Origin of the sequence: Nodularia chucula CCY0103 (genome assembly GCF_963923915.1) — a bacterium.
Taxonomy (GTDB): domain Bacteria; phylum Cyanobacteriota; class Cyanobacteriia; order Cyanobacteriales; family Nostocaceae; genus Nodularia; species Nodularia chucula.
Window position 1 is genome coordinate 1 of the sequence record NZ_CAWUOL010000071.1, and the last position, 20,053, is coordinate 20,053.

Genomic DNA, 20,053 nt, shown 5'->3' on the forward strand with positions numbered 1-20,053 from the left:
AGCAAATTCTTACACAGCAAGCTTTTTGCCCCTTCCTCTCCGTCGAACTCACGTTTAGTTAAAGTTTTAGGACTCAATCCCGTGCGATCGCTCAACTGTTCTAAAGTATATAAATTACCTCCATTGTCACGCACTGCGGCTAAATACTCTGCGGCTTGTAATCTTTGCCAACCTTGAGAACTGATAACAACACCTCTCCTGCGTTTCTGGACTGGAAATTCTGCGGATTGATCATGATTCGACATTGCCAAGGGTATAGTGTAAACCTGATCTCATTGAATATCATTTGTTACCTGATTTTACAATTTTTTCCTTTTTCCAAATAAATTTCTATTTTAGAGACTTAAGTTGCGGGCTTAAAATTCTATCAGTGCTAGTAAGTTATGGTTTTTAGTGTCAAAATTTAGATAGGGAATGATCAGTACATATAAAAGTAATTAGTTATACTTATATTAAGGAATGTAAAAATATGGTTTTTGCAGTTAGTATTATGATTTTATTTCTGTCAATCCCCGTGATGGAGATTTGCGGATAGCAACACTTCTGACATTTACCTATTGAAAATTGAAAAATAATATAACCTATGGCTGATTGACAGTTTTCAATTTACGCTCTAAAAAGAGAAATTTAAAGTTTTAATTCATTCTAAATATCAAAAAATTTTCATTATGGAATCAGGATCGGCATTCTTATTGCATAATTTTTTATCTTCCCAATATATACCTCATGGACATTGCTATCTGTGGCAAAAGCCTCTGGTAGCCTTACATTTGCTGAGTGATGCGTTGATTGCGATCGCCTATTTCTCCATTCCCATCATGCTCATCTACTTTGTCAATAAGCGCAGCGATATTCCCTTTTCCAAAGTATTTCTCTTATTTGGCGCGTTTATTATCCTCTGTGGTACAGGACACTTGATGGATATATGGACTCTCTGGCATCCAGATTACTGGTTATCAGGCATCATCAGAGCGCTCACAGCCTTAGTTTCTTGTTATACGGCATTGCAACTGGTGGAACTACTACCACAATTTTTAGCATTGCGATCGCCCGAACAATTAGAAGCCATCAACCAAGAACTCCAAATAGAAATAGAAAAACGCAAAAGCACCGAAAAAACCCTAGAAATGATCGTTGCAGGTACAGCTTCTGTCACTGGGAATGATTTTTTCCCTGCCTTAGTAGAGAATTTGGCAATGGCATTAGATGTCACTTATGCCTTCGTTTTTCACACTCTTGATAATTCCTTACAAAAAGTTAAAAGTATTAATTTTTGGGCAGTAGATCATATAGGAGAAAACTTTGAATATGAACTAATTAACACCCCCTGCCAAAAAGTGATTCAGCAGAAAATGCTTTGTGCATATAGTAGTGGATTGCAAGATGTTTTTCCTGACAACTTATTATTAGAGCAGTTAGAGGCAGAGAGTTACATAGGTGTCCCCTTACTGGACTTAAACGAAAATGTTATTGGCAACCTGTGTATTGTCGATGTTAAACCCCTAGAAATCAGCGAACGTACCAAAACACTATTACAAGTTTTTGCAGCACGCGCTTCTGTAGAACTGCAACGGAAATGGGCAGAAGAAGAGAAAAAGCAGGCTTATGAACAACTAGAATTTCGAGTAGAAGAACGCACCGCAGAACTTGTGGAAGTTAATCACACCCTCGAAAGCGAAATTCAAGAAAGAATTGCCACAGAAGCCGCAATGAGGGTAATGGCAGAACGGGAAAAAGCCACCAGCCATATCATTCAGCAAATGCGTCAAAGTCTGAATCTGGAATCCATTTTCCAAGCAACCACCGCCGAATTACGTCAAGCCGTAGAATGCGATCGCGTCTTAATTTATCGCTTTCAACCAGACTGGAGTGGAGAACTAGTTGCTGAATCTGTATCCACACCTTGGCGTTCTGTGATTCCAGCATCAGATCAAAATAGCAAAATCATAGAAGTAGCCGTAGATCACAACAACTGTTCAATTTTTGAACTAGCCGACTCCAACGGCATAATCCGTGAGACTTACTTCCAGGAAAACGACGGCAAAATCAGTAAAGAACAATCCACCTATTACTGTGTTAATGACATTTACACCGCAGAATTTGATAACTGTTATCTCCAACTATTAGAACAATTACAAGCACGCGCTTATATCATCGCTCCTATTTTCTGTGGTCATCAACTTTGGGGCTTATTGGCAGTTTATCAAAATGGCACACCACGACAATGGCAAAATCCAGAAATTCAGATTGTTACCCAAATTAGTAATCAACTGGGAGTAGCAGTACAACAGGCGGAATTATTTTTCCAAACCCAAGAACAAGCCGCAGAACTCAAAATTGCTAAAGAAGCAGCTGATGCCGCCAGCCTCGCCAAAAGTGAGTTTCTAGCCAATATGAGCCACGAATTACGCACTCCACTCAACGCCATTTTAGGTTTTACCCAATTGATGCAACGAGATCAAACCTTGACTCCAGAACATCAGAGATACACAGAAATCATTAACCAAAGTGGCGAACATCTGTTAGGGCTAATTAATGATGTTTTGGAAATGTCCAAAATCGAAGCCGGCAGAATGATTTTATGTGAATCAGAATTTGATTTGCATGACTTACTGCATAATTTGTTAGCCATGCTGCAATTGAAAGCTATTTCCAAAGGCTTACAACTAACATTTGATTTTGAGCCAACCATACCCCAATACATTAAAACTGATGAACACAAGCTGCGTCAAATCCTAATTAATTTATTGGGTAATGCCATCAAGTTTACTAAAAAAGGACAGGTAACTCTCAGAGCTAAGTACCAGCAATTACCTGGAAACTCTCAATCAGGATTACCCAAAATACACCATCTATTTTTTGAAATTGAGGATTCTGGAGATGGGATTGCCTCAGAAGAAATTGGTCATCTATTTCAAGCATTTCAGCAAACACGCTCAGGACAGCAATCCAAAGAAGGAACAGGTTTAGGATTAAGAATTAGTCAAAAATTTGTGCAATTAATGGGTGGTGAAATAACTGTAGAAAGTCAACTAGGTAAAGGCACTTGTTTTAAGTTTAATATTCAAATTGATGTCCCGAAAATTTTACCCATTGACAAATTATCCTCTCCCAATTTGGAGAACATTAGTATTGCCACTGGACAAAGTAATTATCGCATTTTAATCGCTGAAGATAATCCTGCCAATCGATTATTAATGAATAATATCTTGAGCCGTTTTGGTTTTGCTGTGCAGGAAGCAGAAAATGGACAAGAGGCGATCGCACAATGGCAAGAATGGCAACCTCATCTGATCTTCATGGATATGCGGATGCCGATTATTAATGGTTATCAAGCAGCGCGGCAAATTCGTGACTTGTCCGCACAATTAAACCATCACAACGGAGAAATTTCCACACCGACAAAAATTATTGCTCTCACAGCCAGCGCTTTTACCGAACAAAAGCAAGAATGTTTAGATGCAGGTTGCGATGATTTTGTCAGCAAACCATTTCGTTGGGAAGAAATTTTAGAAACCCTAGCCCAGCATCTAAAATTAGAATACATATATGAAAATACAACCATAACTGAGACTTTCCCTACAGCTAATTACATCCTTGACAGCGCATCTCTAGCCATTATGCCAGCTAGTTGGATTACCGAATTACACCTAGCCGCAGCCCAAGGAAACGATAGCACTAGTCTGGAATTAGTGGCTCAAATTCCTGCTGAAAACACAGGTTTAATCGCCGCTTTAACTCAATTAATTGAAACATATCAATTTGATCAGATCATAGAACTTACACAAGTCGTAAATTTGTCAGAAAAGTTATGAAAACCTATATAAAAGAGGAAATAGTTGTCGCTGACATTCTCATTGTTGATGATAAATTGGAAAACATTCGGTTTTTATCCGATTTTTTATCTCAACATAACTATCAAGTCCGCAAAGCTATTCATGGCAAAGCAGCATTAACATCTGTGAAAACCTTGCCACCGGACTTAATACTTTTAGATATTAATATGCCCATTATGAGCGGGTATGAAGTTTGTCAACACCTCAAAAATGATCCGGAAACTGCGGAAATTCCTGTGATTTTTTTGAGCGCTGGAAATGAAGTTAATGACAAAGTTTTAGCCTTTGAAGCCGGCGGTATTGACTACATTACCAAACCATTTCATTTAGAAGAGATATTAGTCAGAGTAGAAACTCAATTAAAGGTACAGAAATTACAAAAAAAATTGCGCGATCGCAATCAAGAAATAGAACGGATGATGCTAGAACTACAAAAAACTGAAGCTACACTCGTTCAAAAAGAAAAGCTAGTTAGTGCTTGTCAAATTACCGCCGGAATTTCTCATGAGATTAACAACCCCCTGAGTTTTATTATGGGTAATCTCAAACCTGCATCTGAATATAGTGAAAACTTAATTACTCTGATTGAGCTTTATCAACAAGCCTTTCCAGATGCTACCCCAGAAATTCAAAACTTTGTCAAATATATTGAATTAGATTTTTTAATTACAGATTTCCGTCAAGTTATTCACTCCCTACATACCGGATCTGAGCGGATTCTTTCGGTGATCAATGCTATGCATATCTTTTCTCGCGTCGATGAATCAGGTATCAAACCAATAGATATTCAAGAAAATATCGAAAGTTTGCTGACTATATTAGGTTATAAACTCCTTTCAAAGGATGGTTCATTTAAAATTTGTATCATCAAAAACTATGAAAGTATTTCTAAATTTATTGGTCAAGCAAATCTCTTAAATCAAGCCTTACTAAATATCTTCCAAAATGCGATTCAGGCGGTAGAATTAAAAATCAACTCAGTACCTAAAAATTCATTTAAACCCACAATCTGGCTGACAACATCCACAACAAACCAAGAGCAAATCAGAATTAGTATTAAAGATAATGGTGCAGGAATTTCCCCAGAACACCAATCTCGAATATTTGAACCATTTTTCACCACTAAACCACTGGGTACAGGAATAGGACTAGGTTTATTTACCAGCTATCAAATCATCACCGAATTTCACCAAGGTAGTTTAACCTACCATTCTTGTCCTGAAGGAGGCTCAGAATTTGTAATTGAAATTCCGGTAAATCAATCATATACAAAATCTTATTCCCATCCCTATCATCTTTCATAATTCGCTTGTAGACAGGTTTTAGTCACAAAATTACCAAAAAACTGGGTTTAAAGCCCCGTTCTTCTAGGACGGCTTTTAATTCATTAGTGTACCAGTATGCTGCTATACTAATTGTAGTGGAAAGGTAATCAACCACTTAAAAAACCTAGCCGTCGAAAGACAAAGCACTGTTAGCGCTAGCTTGGCGTTAGCCATACCTTGATAATTAAACGGCAGTTGCTCTAATTGGGGAAACCCCAAGACCGCACTGCCTCATCTATGCGGTTCTACTGCATTATTCTAGTTTCCTCCTAGCAGTAGGTAAAAGATTTATAGGGACTAGACGAATCAGCATTTTGAAACAAATTGTTTCAAACAAAACAGGACTTGCACTAATGCAAATAGGGTAGGGCATACCCGAATTAACGCTTGGGGAGAATCCCACCTCTGGTCTAGATGACGCAAGGACTCTAGGTTAAGTGGTTTCGTTGAGCCAAGAATCCCTGGCGATTTATCGTGGGGAGTGTCAAACTGATAGATATGGCTTTGTTCCCTTAAAACCAAAATTATGATGTCCTAACGTGTATGCGTAGTGCTATAAGTCATGCTACTAACTTACCAGTACAAACTCAATCCTAATAGAGATAATAAAACCCAATCCCCAGTCCCCAGTCCCCAATCCCCAATCCCCAGTCCCCAATCCCCAATCCCCAGTCCCCAAACTGAAAAACCCCCAGATTTAAGGGGGCTGAGATAACTTAATTTCCACAGACAACTTCTAGCAAAAGTGCTTTGTCTACACCTAAATAAATCAATTACGGTGATTATTACTGTAGCGAACCCTTGTACCAGCCCAAAGTAACTTTTCTCGCAGTGTCTGATAGTATGAATTGTTCTCTCGCAAAATAATAAACTTTGCCCGGCAATCAGCCATACGCACATCAACTCGATGTCCTGGCCAAATTGAAGTAGATAACACCCCATCCATCCACAGTTTTGTACTCAAATCATAGTCTCCCAAAGGCCAAATGCTTACCACTGAACCAGGTGGCAAAACCAGAGGGCGACTAGAAAGACTCATAGGACAAATGGGAGTAATGGTAACTGCTTCCATCCCATCGTGCATAATGGGGCCACTAGCCGAGACAGTATAACCAGTAGAACCTGTAGGAGTGGAAATAATTAAACCATCTCCCACATATTGATCCACTACTTCACCATCTATTTCCATTTCCAGAATAGAAGTAATCATGCGGTCAGCAGAAGCGGGTTTAACGCAAAATTCGTTTAAAGCCAAGTAGCGATCTGTCACAGCTTCCAAATTAGTGCGATGACCTTCATAGACTGCCGCTTGTAACATCATCCGTCGCTGGATAGCATAGCGATCTTCAAATAGTCGATCCCAAACCTTCTCTGTATCTTCAAATTCATCTACTGACTCGGTTAAGAAGCCGAGATGACCGCCAACATTCACACCCAGAATGGGTATACCAGCCGGGGCTAAATGTCTAGCACTGGTTAAAACAGTCCCATCACCGCCGAGTACCAAAGCCAAATCAATGGGTTGGGTTGCAGAAGCCAAAAATACCGGGTATGGGTTATCTTTTGGCCCACTGGGACCCATTAAAACTTGACAATGGCGGTTTTCTAGTTGTTTAGCACAGAGTTCTGCCCAGCGTTTACTCTGGGAATCTCGTGCTTTATAAGCAATGATTACCTGCTTGAGTTGCACGAAAAATTACCACTTCAGGAGATTAAACTGCTCCATATCAACGGTGTCGCGGTTGCGATAAATAGCCAGCACAATTGCTAAACCCACCGCCGCTTCAGCAGCTGCCACGGTAATCACAAATACGGTGAATACCTGACCCTTAATTAAAGTTGAATCCAGAAAGTTGGAAAATGCCATTAAATTCAGATTAACTGCATTCAGCAGTAATTCAATGGACATCAATACGCGTACAGCATTACGACTAGTAATTAAGCCATAAATGCCAATACAGAACAAAGCTGCTGCTAGTAATAAAAAGTATTGGAGTTGCATAGATTCTGATTTTCCTTGTGATAGCTTGGGTGGCATAGCCATAAAAAAATATGGCTTTTTACCTGGGAAAATAAGTTTTCCCCAACGTTACTCTTTTGTTTCGCTACCCGCCGATACCAAGTCTCTGGGGCGTTCTGGTAAAGTCAAAACTGTTTCTGGCAACTGTGAAGATGTTGGTTCTGTGGGTAAATATTCCCGGCGGGCTAAAATGATGGCTCCGACCATTGCTATCAACAATAATACTGACGCTAGTTCAAAGGGTAGGAGAAAATCAGTAAAGAAATGCTCACCAATCACAACTATAGAACTTTCGGGAGCGATCGCACCAGGGGTTGAGGATGCCCAAGGAGTTCCTAATACCATGACGCTCAACAAGCCAAATAATCCCAAACTGACTAACCCGGTCAATATTTTCCGCAGTCCAGCACTGGGAAATGGGGCGAAATCTTCACGCTTGTTCACCAACATAATGGCAAACAAAATCAAGACGTTAACTGCGCCAACATAAACTAAGACTTGTGCTGCTGCGACAAAATCACCATTGAGCAATAGGTAAATTCCCGCCATGCTGATAAATACGCCTCCCAGCAGAAAGGCAGAATAGACGACGTTGGAGAACAGGACTACTCCTAAAGCTGCTCCAATCATCATCGCGCCCAGTATGGCTAAGGCTACAAACTGTACTCCTTCAGCTAGATTCACTTTTTTCGATCCTTTTTGATTTCTAATACATAGTTAAGTGTTACAGCAAAGCGGAGATCGCAAGAGGATTCAAAACATTTTATTTTTGAATTACGAATCCCGCCTAGCTGTATTAGCCACTGGTCTGTTCTGTTTCTACTAAGTCTTCTGGACGAGAACCAGCACGAGGCGCATCAGCAGGTAGGTTGTGAGGTTCCATGACTCCTTTGGGTAAGTAAGCGAGTTCGCGCAGTGGTGTAACCATTGGGTCATTGGTGACTTTGTAAGGTAGACGACCTAGTGCTACGCTGTCATAGTTGAGTTCATGGCGATCATAAGTAGATAGCTCATATTCTTCTGTCATTGATAGACAGTTAGTTGGGCAATATTCTACACAGTTGCCGCAAAAGATACAAACTCCAAAGTCAATGCTGTAGTGTTTGAGTTTTTTCTTTTTGCTGGCTTTCTCAAATTCCCAATCGACGACGGGGAGATTGATGGGACAAACCCGAACACAGACTTCACAGGCGATACATTTATCAAATTCGTAGTGAATCCTACCGCGAAACCGTTCGCCAGGAATTAGTTTTTCGTAAGGATATTGGACGGTGACAGGGCGACGCTGCATGTGGTCAAAGGTAACGGCTAATCCTTGGCCGATGTAACGTCCGGCTTGTACTGCTTCTTTGGCGTAATCACCGACTTGTTTGAGGAACTTTAGCATTTTCGTGTCTCTCTCTTTTCAATTGAGGGTTGCGGATTTTAGATTTCAGATTCAATCTAAAACCTAAAATCTCAAATTGGTTTAGCCACCAAAGGCAACGGGAAAGGCAAGTTTCAGCGCTGCGGTTACTAGAAGATTAACCAAAGCTAGGGGTAACAAAAACTTCCATCCTAAATCTAGCAATTGGTCAATCCGCACCCGTGGTACTGTCCAACGCAATAAGATGGCGATAAATACTAGCAAGTAGGCTTTGATTAGGGTCATGACGATACCTAAAGATGCAGTTGCTACTTGCAATACTGGATCAAGTTCACTAATTCCAAGCCAATTAGCAATGACTTCCACGGGAATGGGAAAGTCCCAACCACCCAGGTATAAAACTGCTACCATTAGGGCTGAAAGCACTAAATTGACGTAGGAACTGAGGTAAAACAGCGCGAATTTCATCCCTGAGTATTCGGTTTGATAACCAGCGACGATTTCTTCTTCTGCTTCTGGTAAGTCAAAGGGTAGGCGTTCGCATTCTGCTAGGGCGGCTATCCAAAAAATGAGTAAGCCTACTGGTTGTCGCCAAATGTTCCAGCCAAGGATGCCATACCCAGATTGTTGGTTAACAATATCAATGGTGCTGAGACTGTTAGACATCATGACTACAGCTAACACGCTTAAGGATAGGGGAATTTCGTAGCTAATGGACTGTGCGGCAGCCCGTAAGCCACCGATGAGGGAATATTTGTTGTTGGATGCGTAACCAGCCATTAATAAGCCTATGGGGGCAATGCTAGAAAAGGCAATCCATAAGAAGATTCCCATGCCAACGTTGGTTATGACAATATTCTGTCCGAAGGGGACGATTAAATAGGACAGAAATACTGGTAGTACAACTAAGATGGGGCCAATGGTAAATAACCAAGGGTCGGCTTTGGCGGGGACGATATCTTCTTTAAACACCAACTTGAGGCCATCGGCTACTGGGGCTAGTAGTCCAAAGGGTCCGATAAATTCTGGGCCAATGCGCTGCTGTACTGATGCGGAAATTTTCCGTTCTAGCCAAACACAGACTAGTACGCCTACGGTGGCTCCAATGAGCATGAGTATCATTGGTAAAGGCATCCATAGGGCTTTGGCTGCGCCGGCTGGTATGCCTAAATCCATGACGGATTGAATAAACGTTCCTTGGAGGTCAATTCCTGAATTCATGTTTCCGCTCTTTTAGGTGAACTGAAGTATGAAGTGTGAAGTTATCAAGTGTAATTTTCGGCTCCTTCATGCTTCATTCTTTTATGGTGTGATGAAGACGTTTGATTGCAGATTTTTGCTAATTCCCATGCCTAGTATATCGTCGGATGGTTTTCAGCCCTTGCAGCTATACAAGAAGTTCTACTTATGGTCAGGATTGGAATTTTTTGGGCTTGAGAAGATGGGGGAGGAGAAAGATCCTCTACATCCCCCTGATGGGCTGAGTTTTGCCTAACAAGGCATGATAAATCTGTTGCCGACTTTGTGGCAATGGTTTTGTGTTTCTGAGAGTCTAACGGCTAGTTAACGCTGATCTATGGGTTGGTACGTAACTTCATGCTTACCGTTATAAATCTGGGTGGGTCGGAAGATGCGGTTTTCTGCGAGTTGTTCTTTCCAGTGGGCTAGCCAACCTGCAACGCGGGCGATCGCAAATATTGGTGTAAATAGGTCTGTGGGGATTCCCATTTTCCTGTACACTAAACCAGAATAAAAGTCAACATTGGGATAAATCCCTTTGCCAGGAAGTTTTTCGGCTACGACTTTTTCCATTTCTAGGGCAATGTCGTAGTATTCGTCATGGCCAAATTTGGCAAATAATTGTTCTGCCAAGTTTTGTAAGACTGTGGCTCGTGGATCTTTGACTTTGTAAACACGGTGTCCAAAGCCCATAATCTTAGCTTTTCGTTGTAGTAAGTTGTCTACATAAGGCCGGACATTTTCCACTGTGCCAATTTCTTCTAACATCTGAATTACTTCTTCGTTAGCTCCACCATGTAGAGGACCGCCTAAAGTTCCTACTGCACTAGCGACGACGGCGTAGGGGTCGGTTAAAGTGGAGGCTGTCACCCTGGCACTGAAAGTGGAAGCGTTCATTGTATGCTCAACGTGAAGAATCAAGCAGATGTCAAAAATTTTGGCCGCTAAGGGATCTGGTTCTTTCTCATTCAGCATATAGAGAAAGTTGGCGGCGTAGTCTAAGTCATCACGAGGCTTTACGGGATCGTTGCCTTTTCGCATTAACTGAAATGCGGCTACCATTGTGGGAATAGTCGCTAATAAGCGAACTACGGCATCCCGAATATAGACTGGATTGTGTAAGTCCCGGCGGGCATAAAATAAACCTAAAGCCGCAGCTGAGGCTTGTAGGGCATCCATTGGGTGTCCGCTTTCGGGGAAGCATTTCATCATGTCCCGAATGCGATATTTTATGCGTCGGTGGTAACGAATCTCATGCTCAAACGTTTCCAATTCTTCTTTACTTGGCAGTTCACCCCAGATTAAGAGATAAGCAGTTTCCAGAAATGAACTTTTTGCTGCTAGTTCTTCAATCCGGATGCCACGATATTCTAGAATTCCCTTCTGCCCATCAACATGACTAATACTCGATTGGGCGGCGGGAATGCCTTCTAAACCAGGCTTGTATTCGCACACCATCATGGCAACACCATTTGCTTGTTGAAATATCTGAACACGGTAACTTACCAGAAATCATTGTCGCTGTCACAGTTACTGATGTCACAACATTTATAGAAAAATGTTGAAAAACTGTTACAGCAGGTACTTGGGGGGTGTCAACCAAAACATTTGACTATTACCCAAAGGTGAACCTATTTCTGGTAGTTTTATCCCGATCATACCTGCTTTTTTCAAGACTAAACTGTGTTTAACTTCTCCCAACAGGAGAATTTCTGCCCAACTGCTTAAATCAGGTTCATGTCCTACTAGAGCTATTTGGGTGTTTTGGGGATAATTTTTGGGTGTTAACCAGTAGTTGAGCCAACTGTCAATATTGCCGTTGGGGGCTAGATGTGTGGATTCTTCCCAGGCGTTACTGAGTTCTGCGGCTACGAGAATTTCTGCTGTTTGGCGCGCTCTAACTAAGGGACTTGTGACGATGATATTAAATTCTAAACCGAGTTTTTTAATTCTCTGGGCAACTTTTTCAGTTTTTTGTCGTCCTTCTTTAGTAAGCGATCGCTCTTCATCTTTGATCTCTGGTTGCCTCTCTTCAGCGATACCATGACGAATTAAGTATATTTCCATATTTTTTTTGAATGCTGTTATGGATATGGTAATAGCTTTAAATTTTCAATAAACCTGTAATCCCTTTGATTTTTACTGATAAACGGGTAATTCCAGACGATGAGAATATCAGTATCAATGATGGTTAAGTTAATCATGGGAATCTGACCATTCACGTTCTCGAACACCACGCACCCAAGCAGTGCTGTCAGTTAAATCTTGGCGATCGCTCCACATCCCAATAAAACTATGATTAATAAAATTATCGTCTGATGACTGCGAAGCAGGTTCAACTACTGCATATCTTTGTCGTAAGAAAGCAATAAAGTCTATAACTTGACGCTGTGCTTCAGCAGGAAGGGATAAAAACTCATTCAACAATTCTGGCTGTAACATTTTTATACATCTCACAAAGCAGAACTGATATCGGTCTAAAGTTATATCAATCTTAGAATAGGGGTTCGGCTTTACTCTTGGTACTCAGAGCATTTGCAGCCAACCCCCACTAAGTCAATATTTTGAGTAGGTTTCGATTAGTTGATATTACTGAGGACACCTTACACTAAAAATACACCATTACTCAGACTGAATAGGGTTATCTTGAGGATTGACTAACTTCAGTAGCTTTTGCTTGATTTGAGAATCATACACTTCCCATTTGAGTTTGGCATAGGATGAATTTTCGTTACTACCAGACAGAAAACCCATAGGAATTTCAAAACCACCTGCGCCTGTACGTCCACCGCCAAAAAATCTACCTGTGTTATCTTGTCCAAAAGCTTCTTTGATAAACTCATCCGGGTCAAGGGTAAGTTTAGCTGTTCTCAAGGAGCCAATAACTACTTCTAGCTCGTCTTCGTCGTGAACAATACCAAAAACTACTGCGGTATGAACGTTTTCTTCACTAACTAGAAAATCAGCCGCTTGGGGGATAGCATCGCGGTCTTCGTAGCGCAGATAACCAACACCAGCAATGGAAAAGTTATTTTGGACGATGCGATTTTTCAGCGATCGCTCAATCACATCCATTACCCGTTTAGAACGATTTGCCTGTAAAATGGCATTCAGCAGTTGAGCATCATAAAATCGACTCAGATATGCTGCCGCCATGAAATCTTCTTCTTGGGCTTGCATCAGTCGATTGGTATCTGACCGCAACCCATGCATTAAAGCTGTAGCACATTTGACGTGTTGGCCGATGCTGCTATCTAAGGCTAGTAAACCGGATTGCAGATACTGAGTAAAAATTGTTGAGGTGGCTCGCACATTCGGACGAACATCAACAAACTCTGACTTGTGTTCCGCCTGTAAAGTATGATGGTCAATGACGGCAATTATGGGGATTCCGGCCTGCTGTACGGCTGTCATTAGTTGACTTGTAGTTCCCTGGTTGTCAATTAAAATACAGCCTTGATAGGATGACAAATCTTTAGTTTTCAGCACTTGGGATGTCCAGCGCTGTGCGGGTAATCCTGTAAGTTTAACTAAGGCGATATTTTCCTGATGACTGAGAGTACCTGCATAAATAATCTCGCACTTGATATCATATTGCTGAACTATTAATTGGTAAGTCCAAGCACAAGATAGGGCATCTGGATCTGGGAAATCTTGTAAAATTACCAGATGACGCTCATGTCGGTGTGCTAAAAGGATTTTTTGCAGTTCCTCAGATTTATGAAAAGCCAAGGAATTTAGCCGTTGACCTCCATTTTTACCATTTCCTGGTTCGCCATTGGCTGATAATAAGGATGGCTGATTGAATGAAGCCTCCCCTGCTCTTTTGTCTATATCAGCGTCCTCTTGGCTCGGTTCTGTGGTTAATAAAAAGCTTTCTGATGGCTTTAAGGAAGAATTCAATTGCATAGGGGACATCTTGATACGTGTGAGCCTCCATTGATTTGTAAAGAAATAATACAACCAACATTAATCTGTTTGGGAGACAGATTCTGATCTTGGCAAAAATATAGGGTTGTTGGCATACTTATATGGGTCTATTTTTCGCCATTTTATTAGTCAGCAATCTGCTATTTTCTGCAAATTGCCTGATCAAGTGAAGATAAAGATTTGTAATTTCAAAGATGATCTGTATTTTTAACTACCACAAGAGTTTGTGACTATATCCCTAGTTTTACCGGAATATTTCGGACTCATTGTGTTATTTTACAATATTTTGGGGTAGGATAAATACCTTCTAAATATTTTTTCTGAAAATTGGACATAATCATCCCATAGATGCAGCAAAGCATCCTAGATTCTTTGTAGCCCAATTTTTTCAAGCCAGAAAAGTCCCTAATCTCAAGGGTTGCATGATCTGTTTGCGGGCTATTAAGCGCTGTCAGTCGCTGTCACTACCCCAAGGCTAAAAATTGTGATTGATCGTGTTTAAAGCACAGCATGAATTTCACACCCTTAACGGGTGAGCATGATGGCAGCTTTTAAAACTTACTCTGGTAGCCTCAAAGACCAATTACATATTTTTGCCACTCGTTATGTAGTCCACTCTTGAGATGTTTACTCACCTCAAAATAAAGGCTACTATAAGGTTGCCTTGGAGGATGACGCAAAGGCATATGGGCTTCGTAGGGTGTGCGGTTCCCTTTTTTGACATTACAACGGACACAGGCTGTAACAATGTTTTCCCAGGTGTCGCCTCCCCCACGCGATCGCGGTATTACATGATCTAATGTTAATTCGTCCCCGGTATAACCGCAGTACTGACAGGAGTGGCTGTCACGGTGCAGGATATTTCGGCGAGTGAGAGGAATTTCCTTGTAGGGTACGCGCACGTAATGGCGCAACCGAATTACAGTCGGTAGAGGAAAATCTGAATACAGAAACTTACCATTATGCTCTATGCGTTCCGCTTTGCCTTTAATGAGCAGAATCGCAGCTCGTCGCCAACTAGTGATGTTGAGCGGTTCGTAAGACGCGTTTAGGACTAAAACCTTCCCCATGGGTTAACGCTCGAGGTATTAGTTTTACATATATTAACACAAATATATTCTTCTGGGGAGATGAGAATAATTTATACTTTCGGAATGATTTGGGGACTGGGGACTGGGGACTGGGGACTGGGGACTGGGGACTGGGGACTGGGGACTGGGGCGTGTTTTCAAAGTCTAGAAGTAGGTTGGGTTTGAAAACAATCACTAGGAGTAGGGGGAAAATAGGCAAATCTAAGAGTTGACCCAATAATTACGAATTACGAATTACGAATTAGTTTGTCCCTCTTGTATAAAGTCCCTAATCGACGTAAACTTCCTGATTAACTCTGATGTCGCTGCTAACAGTGTGAATAAAAATTTATAGAGGATCACTGAAGCTCAAGAGTGGTGTGATAGGAGTATAGAAAATGTTAAGTGGCAAGGAAACCCCTACCTTTACTGACCAACAACAGTGTGATGCTTATGCTTGGTTCTCCCAACGGGCTTGGGTGGAAATTGATTTAGGGGCGTTATCTCATAATATCCGGCAATTAGTCCAGTTTTTATCGCCACGGACTCAATTGATGGCTGTGGTAAAAGCTGATGCTTACGGACATGGATCTGTGACGGTGGCTCAAACAGCACTGGAATCAGGAGCGCGTTGGCTAGGTGTGGCTACTGTTCCAGAGGGGATTCAATTAAGGCAAGGTGGGATCAAAGCTCCTATTTTGATTTTAGGTGCAGCCCACACACCAGAGCAAATTCAGGCGATCGCTCACTGGAAACTCCAGCCAACTTTGTGCAGTCCTCAACAAGCCCTAATTTTTTCCAATATTTTAGAAACCATTAATGATGGCTCTCCTCTACCCGTACACATTAAATTAGACACGGGAATGTCTCGCTTGGGGACTAACTGGGAAGATGCTGTGGAGTTCGTCCAGTTGGTGAAAAACTTACCTCACCTTAATATTGCCAGCATTTATTCTCACTTGGCTACGGCGGATGATATAGATACCAGATTTATGCAAGAACAGCATAAACGATTTGAGTGGGCGATCGCCCAACTAAAAAGCATCGGTATTCATCCACCTTGCTTACACTTAGCTAACTCAGCCGCCACACTCACCAATCCGGCGTTACATTACGACATTGTACGTGTCGGGTTAGCTATCTATGGACTTTATCCAGCCACTCATCTACAAAATACAATTAACCTCAAGCCAGTTTTGCAACTGAAGGCGCGAGTAACTCAAGTCAAAACAATCGCCGCAGCTACTGGAGTGAGTTACGGACAACAATTTATTTCACCCCAGGAAATGCGCCTAGCGGTGGTTGGTATTGGTTACGCTGATGGAGTTGCGCGCCATCTTTCCCAGAAAATGCAAGTGTTAATTCGTGGTCAGCGCGTGCCACAAATTGGCACAATTACTATGGATCAGTTAATGCTAGATGTCAGCGCTATTCCCGATTTACAAGCTGGAGAAGTAGTTACCCTCCTGGGACAACAAGGACGAGAACAAATTTCGGCTAATGATTGGGCGGAAAAATTAAACACTATTTCTTGGGAAATTCTCTGCGGATTTAAGCATCGTTTGCCTCGTGTGGCAGTAATGTGAAGATATAGGGCATGGGGAAAATGATTTTCTCTTTTCCTCTTCCCATATAATTTTTTTTGTGCTAGTATTAGATACTGATGCGGATGTGGCGAAATTGGCAGACGCGCTAGATTTAGGTTCTAGTTCCGCAAGGAGTGAAGGTTCAAGTCCTTTCATCCGCATTTTGAAGAGTTGATTCACCTCCAAGAATTATTTCTTGGAGGTTTTAACTTTACATATATTTTTTGTTGCCAAAGTATTAATATATTTGAACTCCTCACCTTTGGATACTCTGGGAGTCAGGAGAAAGAAGATAGTATGCGATCGCCTTACCCCCGATTTCTCACAAAGAAATCAAAAAAAGGGGTCAAAAACTGCGAAAATGTATATATACAAAGCATTTCAGCAGTTAAAAAGCATGACCCCAATCATAACAGATTGTATACCAAAACAGTTCACTTTTGAACAAGAAAAATTACCGCCAGTAGTAGTAAATTTCCAGGGTGGGTTAGTCACATCTGATGCCGGATTAAGCTTAATTGCGGATATAGATCGAAAACGGCAAATCACATCAAGATTAGCTCAATGTTTCCAAGATTACCGAGAGCAGAATCGCAGTTTACGTCATGATCCAATGTTTGCTTTAGCTCTAAAAAAAAGAATAGGTCAAAAAAAATCAACCCGTTATATTGGCAGGTAAAAGTACATTTATCGGTTACATTTTAATGAATGCGTTACGAAGCCAATGTTTGGTTAAAACCGAATTACAAAATGCTCAAGTTGGAACTATATGGCTACGCCACGCTACGCGAACGTACCAAATTATTGAAATTAGGAGCATTGATTACTGTGAGTACGCGGCGAGTTTTAATTGTGATTAATAGTTCTTGTCCCTACAAGCATATCTATGCTGCTGCCTACCGTCGCTGACAATTATTACTAAATTACGGTTAATTCTCTTGGGGCAATTATTCGTGAATTGTTCGCTAAAAGTTAGACTTGAGAAAAAGTTTTTCTCAAGTCTATTTTGAGATGTCTTATTTCACTACTAAAATATTTCTTCGGTACATATTCAATAAATAATGCCTTATATTTAACAATATTAATCAAAAAATACTTAGGATATTTTCTTTTGCCAGCTTTGTTAATTATGTATTAAATAAACTGTCCTTGATATTGCCCTTCATGAATGATTTTTTTCTCTTGTGAGAAATCCGGGATTAAGTGTCATAATCTAAAAAACTAGGAGTTACGCATTGACAGGAAAACCAAATGTATGATATGTATTTCAGGCATTAAACCTTGATTTTTCGATACTTTTTAGGCGATCGCTATTTATCAAAGGATGATTGATCACAGCCTAAAACGACGTGTTTTCGTTGACACACAAGATGATAAATTTGTACAGTGCGTAAGTCCTAAAAACCTCGTTTTCATTGAGTTTAATTATCAACTTCACCGTTAAAAATTTGTAATATATAATACCAAGAACTATTAGTTAAACTGTATTGGGAATATTAACCCAGCTACCGCCCAACTTTAGCTGAAGAAATACAAACAAAATGAACACGACTCATTTAAGTGGCTACTTACTTCAGAAACTACATCCTGTATCTTTACTAGCGCAACTAACTAAGCGCCATGCTACTGGTTGCTTACGGGTATCTGCTCAAACCGACACTTGGTCAATTCATTTAGAAAATGGTAAACTAACCTACGCCACTTATTCTGAAAGTCTCTTTGACCGTTTGGATAATCATTTACAACGGTTGAGTCAAAAAAATACCACTGTTGAAAGTGCAACTCGTTCGCAAATGCGACTGATGTTTGAAGCAAAAAATCAAAATCAATCGATGTTGTACGCAGATTATCAGGCAATTTGCTGGTTGATAAAGCACAAACATATTACTCCTAACCAAGCAGAAACACTGATAAGTGAATTAGGGAAAGAAGTTTTAGCAACATTTCTGGTGTTAACAGCAGGAAATTATGAATTTTCCCTGGATAATACTTGGGATGAATTACCAAAATTTTGCCATTTAGATTTACAGTCATTAGTAGAATCCTGTCAAAAGCAGTTACGAAATCGGTTAAATATCCAGCCAGAAGTTAACAGTAGTCCACTTGTACGGATAGGAAATACTCCGAATATTCAACAGTTTTCTCCAGCCAGAAAGCTAGAAAATCCTGACAACAGTAACTACCCAAATTCGCAGCAGCTTGTGAAAAATAGGCTGTACACAATTGCCTGTATTGATGATAGTCAAACTGTATTAAATTCTATCAAAATATTTTTAGATGATAGTAAATTTTCAGTAGTTACAATTAATGATCCGGTGAAAGCGTTAATGCAAATTCTGCGGAGTAAACCCGACTTAATTTTACTAGATGTCACCATGCCGAATTTAGATGGCTATGAATTGTGTTCTTTATTAAGAAAGCATTCTGGTTTAAAGGATACCCCCATTATTATGGTGACAGGCAGAACTGGATTTATCGACAAGGCTAAGGCTAAAATGGTCAGATCCTCTGGTTATTTAACTAAGCCTTTTACACAGCAAGAGTTACTAAAAATGGTGTCAAAATATATGAATTAGTTTGGGTATTTCCATGAAGAGAATTGAGTTTTATTTATAGATAGTTTTTTAAATCAGGAGGTAGGATCGTGAGTATGACTTTATTTTACAAAGTTTTAATTGTAGATGATTCACTTAGTGAATTAGAACTGATGAGCTATTATCTCCAAGATAGTGGTTACAAAGTAATTAAGGCTGCTAATGCAAAAGAGGCTTTGAATAAAATTTCTTCCGAAAAAATAGACTTAATTGTTACTGATGTAGTTATGCCTGGAATGAGTGGATTTGAGCTGTGCCGTTGTCTGAAAAAAAATCCGATGACTCAAAAATTACCAATAGTTATTTGCAGTTCTAAAAATCAAGAGATTGATAAATTATGGGCAATGCGACAAGGGGCTGATATCTATTTGACTAAGCCCTATACAAAAGAACAGCTATTGCTGGCTATTAAATCACTGGCGGGTTAAACTCATGAATAATTCCAGAATTATTGTTGAGCAACAGTCTGTTAAGGCTAACTTAGAAAATAGCTATCTGAAGTTTTACTTAAATGAACAAACTCCGGCTATTTTATCAATGAATTATGCCCAAGAAGCTGTCATGTTACCAGTTGAACTGGTAACTTCTATGCCAAATATGCTACCTTGTATATTAGGATTAATGAATTGGCGGAGTCGCGTTATTTGGGCAATTGATTTACCCAAAATGCTGAATTTAGAATCTTTAGAGGGTAGATTAAAGCAATATAAGATTGTAGTGATTCAGGTGGAATCGCTACTTTTAGGTTTGGTTGTCCATGATATCAAAGGTGTGACTAAGTTTATGCCTGACAGTATTCAGTCTCCTGTAGGACAAGTAGCATCTAGTTTAGTGCCTTATTTAAGCGGATGTGTGCAGCAATTACCAGAAATATTACTGGTTTTAGATGCTAAATCTCTAGTACATTCTCCGCTTTTTCACAGTAATTAGGTGCTAGTAACACCATAAGTTTCTTCCTCTTGGCGGAGAGAAGTAACAAGGGGGGATGGGGTTGGGGTAGGATTCAATCTCAGTCAACTGAGAACTACTACATTTACATCCTCTTAGGTCAGTATAATAGGAAAAAGTAATAATTATTATGGGAATT

At 40.4% G+C, this 20,053-nt stretch carries 16 protein-coding genes, 1 tRNA gene and 3 pseudogenes; 9 read left to right on the forward strand and 11 right to left on the reverse strand.

Going from position 1 to position 20,053, the window contains the following annotated elements:
• Positions 1 to 245: pseudogene (locus tag ACM0OP_RS17380) on the reverse strand (hypothetical protein); the annotation flags it as partial.
• Positions 246 to 668: 423 nt separating this feature from the next.
• Between ACM0OP_RS17380 and ACM0OP_RS17385 the strand changes: the two are divergent.
• Together ACM0OP_RS17385 and ACM0OP_RS17390 are read left to right on the forward strand one after the other, a co-directional pair.
• Positions 669 to 3,815 carry a GAF domain-containing protein gene (locus tag ACM0OP_RS17385; protein ID WP_414529677.1) on the forward strand — a complete coding sequence of 1,049 codons (3,147 nt, stop codon included), beginning with the start codon at positions 669 to 671 and terminating at the stop codon, positions 3,813 to 3,815.
• Entirely contained in the window at positions 3,812 to 5,140 is a 1,329-nt protein-coding gene (locus ACM0OP_RS17390) for a hybrid sensor histidine kinase/response regulator (RefSeq protein ID WP_414529678.1), read from the forward strand. The genes ACM0OP_RS17385 and ACM0OP_RS17390 overlap by 4 nt, the downstream gene beginning before the upstream one ends.
• 790 nt (positions 5,141 to 5,930) lie before the next feature.
• Here the strand turns inward: ACM0OP_RS17390 and ACM0OP_RS17395 are convergent.
• The 10 genes from ACM0OP_RS17395 to ACM0OP_RS17440 form a co-directional block, all read right to left on the reverse strand.
• On the reverse strand, positions 5,931 to 6,851 hold the full coding sequence (locus tag ACM0OP_RS17395) for an NAD(+) kinase (protein WP_414529679.1): 921 nt from the start codon (positions 6,849 to 6,851) through the stop codon (positions 5,931 to 5,933).
• 6 nt (positions 6,852 to 6,857) lie between these two features.
• Positions 6,858 to 7,163 carry an NADH-quinone oxidoreductase subunit NuoK gene (gene nuoK, locus ACM0OP_RS17400; protein WP_006199065.1) on the reverse strand — a complete coding sequence of 102 codons (306 nt, stop codon included), beginning with the start codon at positions 7,161 to 7,163 and terminating at the stop codon, positions 6,858 to 6,860.
• Between the two features lie 87 nt (positions 7,164 to 7,250).
• Positions 7,251 to 7,865 carry an NADH-quinone oxidoreductase subunit J gene (locus ACM0OP_RS17405; RefSeq protein WP_414529680.1) on the reverse strand — a complete coding sequence of 205 codons (615 nt, stop codon included), beginning with the start codon at positions 7,863 to 7,865 and terminating at the stop codon, positions 7,251 to 7,253.
• Positions 7,866 to 7,977: 112 nt separating this feature from the next.
• A complete protein-coding gene (gene ndhI / locus ACM0OP_RS17410; RefSeq protein WP_414529681.1) occupies positions 7,978 to 8,568 on the reverse strand; it encodes an NAD(P)H-quinone oxidoreductase subunit I in 591 nt (196 codons plus the stop codon).
• Positions 8,569 to 8,649: 81 nt separating this feature from the next.
• Entirely contained in the window at positions 8,650 to 9,768 is a 1,119-nt protein-coding gene (nuoH, locus tag ACM0OP_RS17415) for an NADH-quinone oxidoreductase subunit NuoH (RefSeq protein WP_414529682.1), read from the reverse strand.
• Between the two features lie 342 nt (positions 9,769 to 10,110).
• A complete protein-coding gene (locus ACM0OP_RS17420; RefSeq protein ID WP_414529683.1) occupies positions 10,111 to 11,247 on the reverse strand; it encodes a citrate synthase in 1,137 nt (378 codons plus the stop codon).
• Between the two features lie 111 nt (positions 11,248 to 11,358).
• A complete protein-coding gene (sixA, locus tag ACM0OP_RS17425) occupies positions 11,359 to 11,853 on the reverse strand; it encodes a phosphohistidine phosphatase SixA (protein ID WP_414529684.1) in 495 nt (164 codons plus the stop codon).
• Positions 11,854 to 11,982: 129 nt separating this feature from the next.
• Positions 11,983 to 12,228 (reverse strand): hypothetical protein, encoded by a 246-nt coding sequence (locus ACM0OP_RS17430; protein WP_414529685.1) that lies wholly within the window; start codon positions 12,226 to 12,228, stop codon positions 11,983 to 11,985.
• 180 nt (positions 12,229 to 12,408) lie between these two features.
• A complete protein-coding gene (locus tag ACM0OP_RS17435; RefSeq protein ID WP_414529686.1) occupies positions 12,409 to 13,695 on the reverse strand; it encodes a DHH family phosphoesterase in 1,287 nt (428 codons plus the stop codon).
• A gap of 593 nt (positions 13,696 to 14,288) precedes the next feature.
• On the reverse strand, positions 14,289 to 14,786 hold the full coding sequence (locus ACM0OP_RS17440; RefSeq protein WP_414529687.1) for an HNH endonuclease: 498 nt from the start codon (positions 14,784 to 14,786) through the stop codon (positions 14,289 to 14,291).
• Positions 14,787 to 15,184: 398 nt separating this feature from the next.
• Here ACM0OP_RS17440 and alr point away from each other — a divergent pair, with 398 nt between their 5' ends.
• The 7 genes and pseudogenes from alr (at position 15,185) to ACM0OP_RS17475 (ending at position 19,896) form a co-directional block, all read left to right on the forward strand.
• Positions 15,185 to 16,372 (forward strand): alanine racemase, encoded by a 1,188-nt coding sequence (gene alr / locus ACM0OP_RS17445; RefSeq protein WP_414529688.1) that lies wholly within the window; start codon positions 15,185 to 15,187, stop codon positions 16,370 to 16,372.
• A 79-nt stretch (positions 16,373 to 16,451) separates the two neighbouring features.
• Positions 16,452 to 16,533, forward strand: a tRNA-Leu gene (locus ACM0OP_RS17450).
• A 236-nt stretch (positions 16,534 to 16,769) separates the two neighbouring features.
• A pseudogene (locus ACM0OP_RS17455) lies at positions 16,770 to 17,058 on the forward strand (transposase); the annotation flags it as partial.
• A 3-nt stretch (positions 17,059 to 17,061) separates the two neighbouring features.
• Positions 17,062 to 17,281 (forward strand): annotated as a pseudogene (locus tag ACM0OP_RS17460) (transposase); the annotation flags it as partial.
• Positions 17,282 to 17,913: 632 nt separating this feature from the next.
• Entirely contained in the window at positions 17,914 to 18,948 is a 1,035-nt protein-coding gene (locus ACM0OP_RS17465; RefSeq protein ID WP_414529691.1) for a response regulator, read from the forward strand.
• A gap of 68 nt (positions 18,949 to 19,016) precedes the next feature.
• A complete protein-coding gene (locus ACM0OP_RS17470; protein WP_414529692.1) occupies positions 19,017 to 19,394 on the forward strand; it encodes a response regulator transcription factor in 378 nt (125 codons plus the stop codon).
• A 4-nt stretch (positions 19,395 to 19,398) separates the two neighbouring features.
• Positions 19,399 to 19,896, forward strand: a complete 498-nt coding sequence (locus ACM0OP_RS17475; protein ID WP_414529694.1) for a chemotaxis protein CheW — start codon at positions 19,399 to 19,401, stop codon at positions 19,894 to 19,896.
• The last annotated feature ends 157 nt before the right edge of the window (positions 19,897 to 20,053 follow it).

Bases quoted from the DNA above. Each gene is read 5' to 3' on its own strand.
- sixA (WP_414529684.1), bottom strand. From the start codon at position 11,853: ATGGAAATATACTTAATTCGTCATGGTATCGCTGAAGAGAGGCAACCA.
- alr (WP_414529688.1), top strand. From the start codon at position 15,185: ATGTTAAGTGGCAAGGAAACCCCTACCTTTACTGACCAACAACAGTGT.
- ndhI (WP_414529681.1), bottom strand. From the start codon at position 8,568: ATGCTAAAGTTCCTCAAACAAGTCGGTGATTACGCCAAAGAAGCAGTA.
- ACM0OP_RS17420 (WP_414529683.1), bottom strand. From the start codon at position 11,247: ATGATGGTGTGCGAATACAAGCCTGGTTTAGAAGGCATTCCCGCCGCC.
- ACM0OP_RS17430 (WP_414529685.1), bottom strand. From the start codon at position 12,228: ATGTTACAGCCAGAATTGTTGAATGAGTTTTTATCCCTTCCTGCTGAA.
- ACM0OP_RS17475 (WP_414529694.1), top strand. From the start codon at position 19,399: ATGAATAATTCCAGAATTATTGTTGAGCAACAGTCTGTTAAGGCTAAC.
- ACM0OP_RS17385 (WP_414529677.1), top strand. From the start codon at position 669: ATGGAATCAGGATCGGCATTCTTATTGCATAATTTTTTATCTTCCCAA.
- ACM0OP_RS17465 (WP_414529691.1), top strand. From the start codon at position 17,914: ATGAACACGACTCATTTAAGTGGCTACTTACTTCAGAAACTACATCCT.
- ACM0OP_RS17440 (WP_414529687.1), bottom strand. From the start codon at position 14,786: ATGGGGAAGGTTTTAGTCCTAAACGCGTCTTACGAACCGCTCAACATC.
- nuoH (WP_414529682.1), bottom strand. From the start codon at position 9,768: ATGAATTCAGGAATTGACCTCCAAGGAACGTTTATTCAATCCGTCATG.
- ACM0OP_RS17435 (WP_414529686.1), bottom strand. From the start codon at position 13,695: ATGCAATTGAATTCTTCCTTAAAGCCATCAGAAAGCTTTTTATTAACC.
- nuoK (WP_006199065.1), bottom strand. From the start codon at position 7,163: ATGCAACTCCAATACTTTTTATTACTAGCAGCAGCTTTGTTCTGTATT.
- ACM0OP_RS17390 (WP_414529678.1), top strand. From the start codon at position 3,812: ATGAAAACCTATATAAAAGAGGAAATAGTTGTCGCTGACATTCTCATT.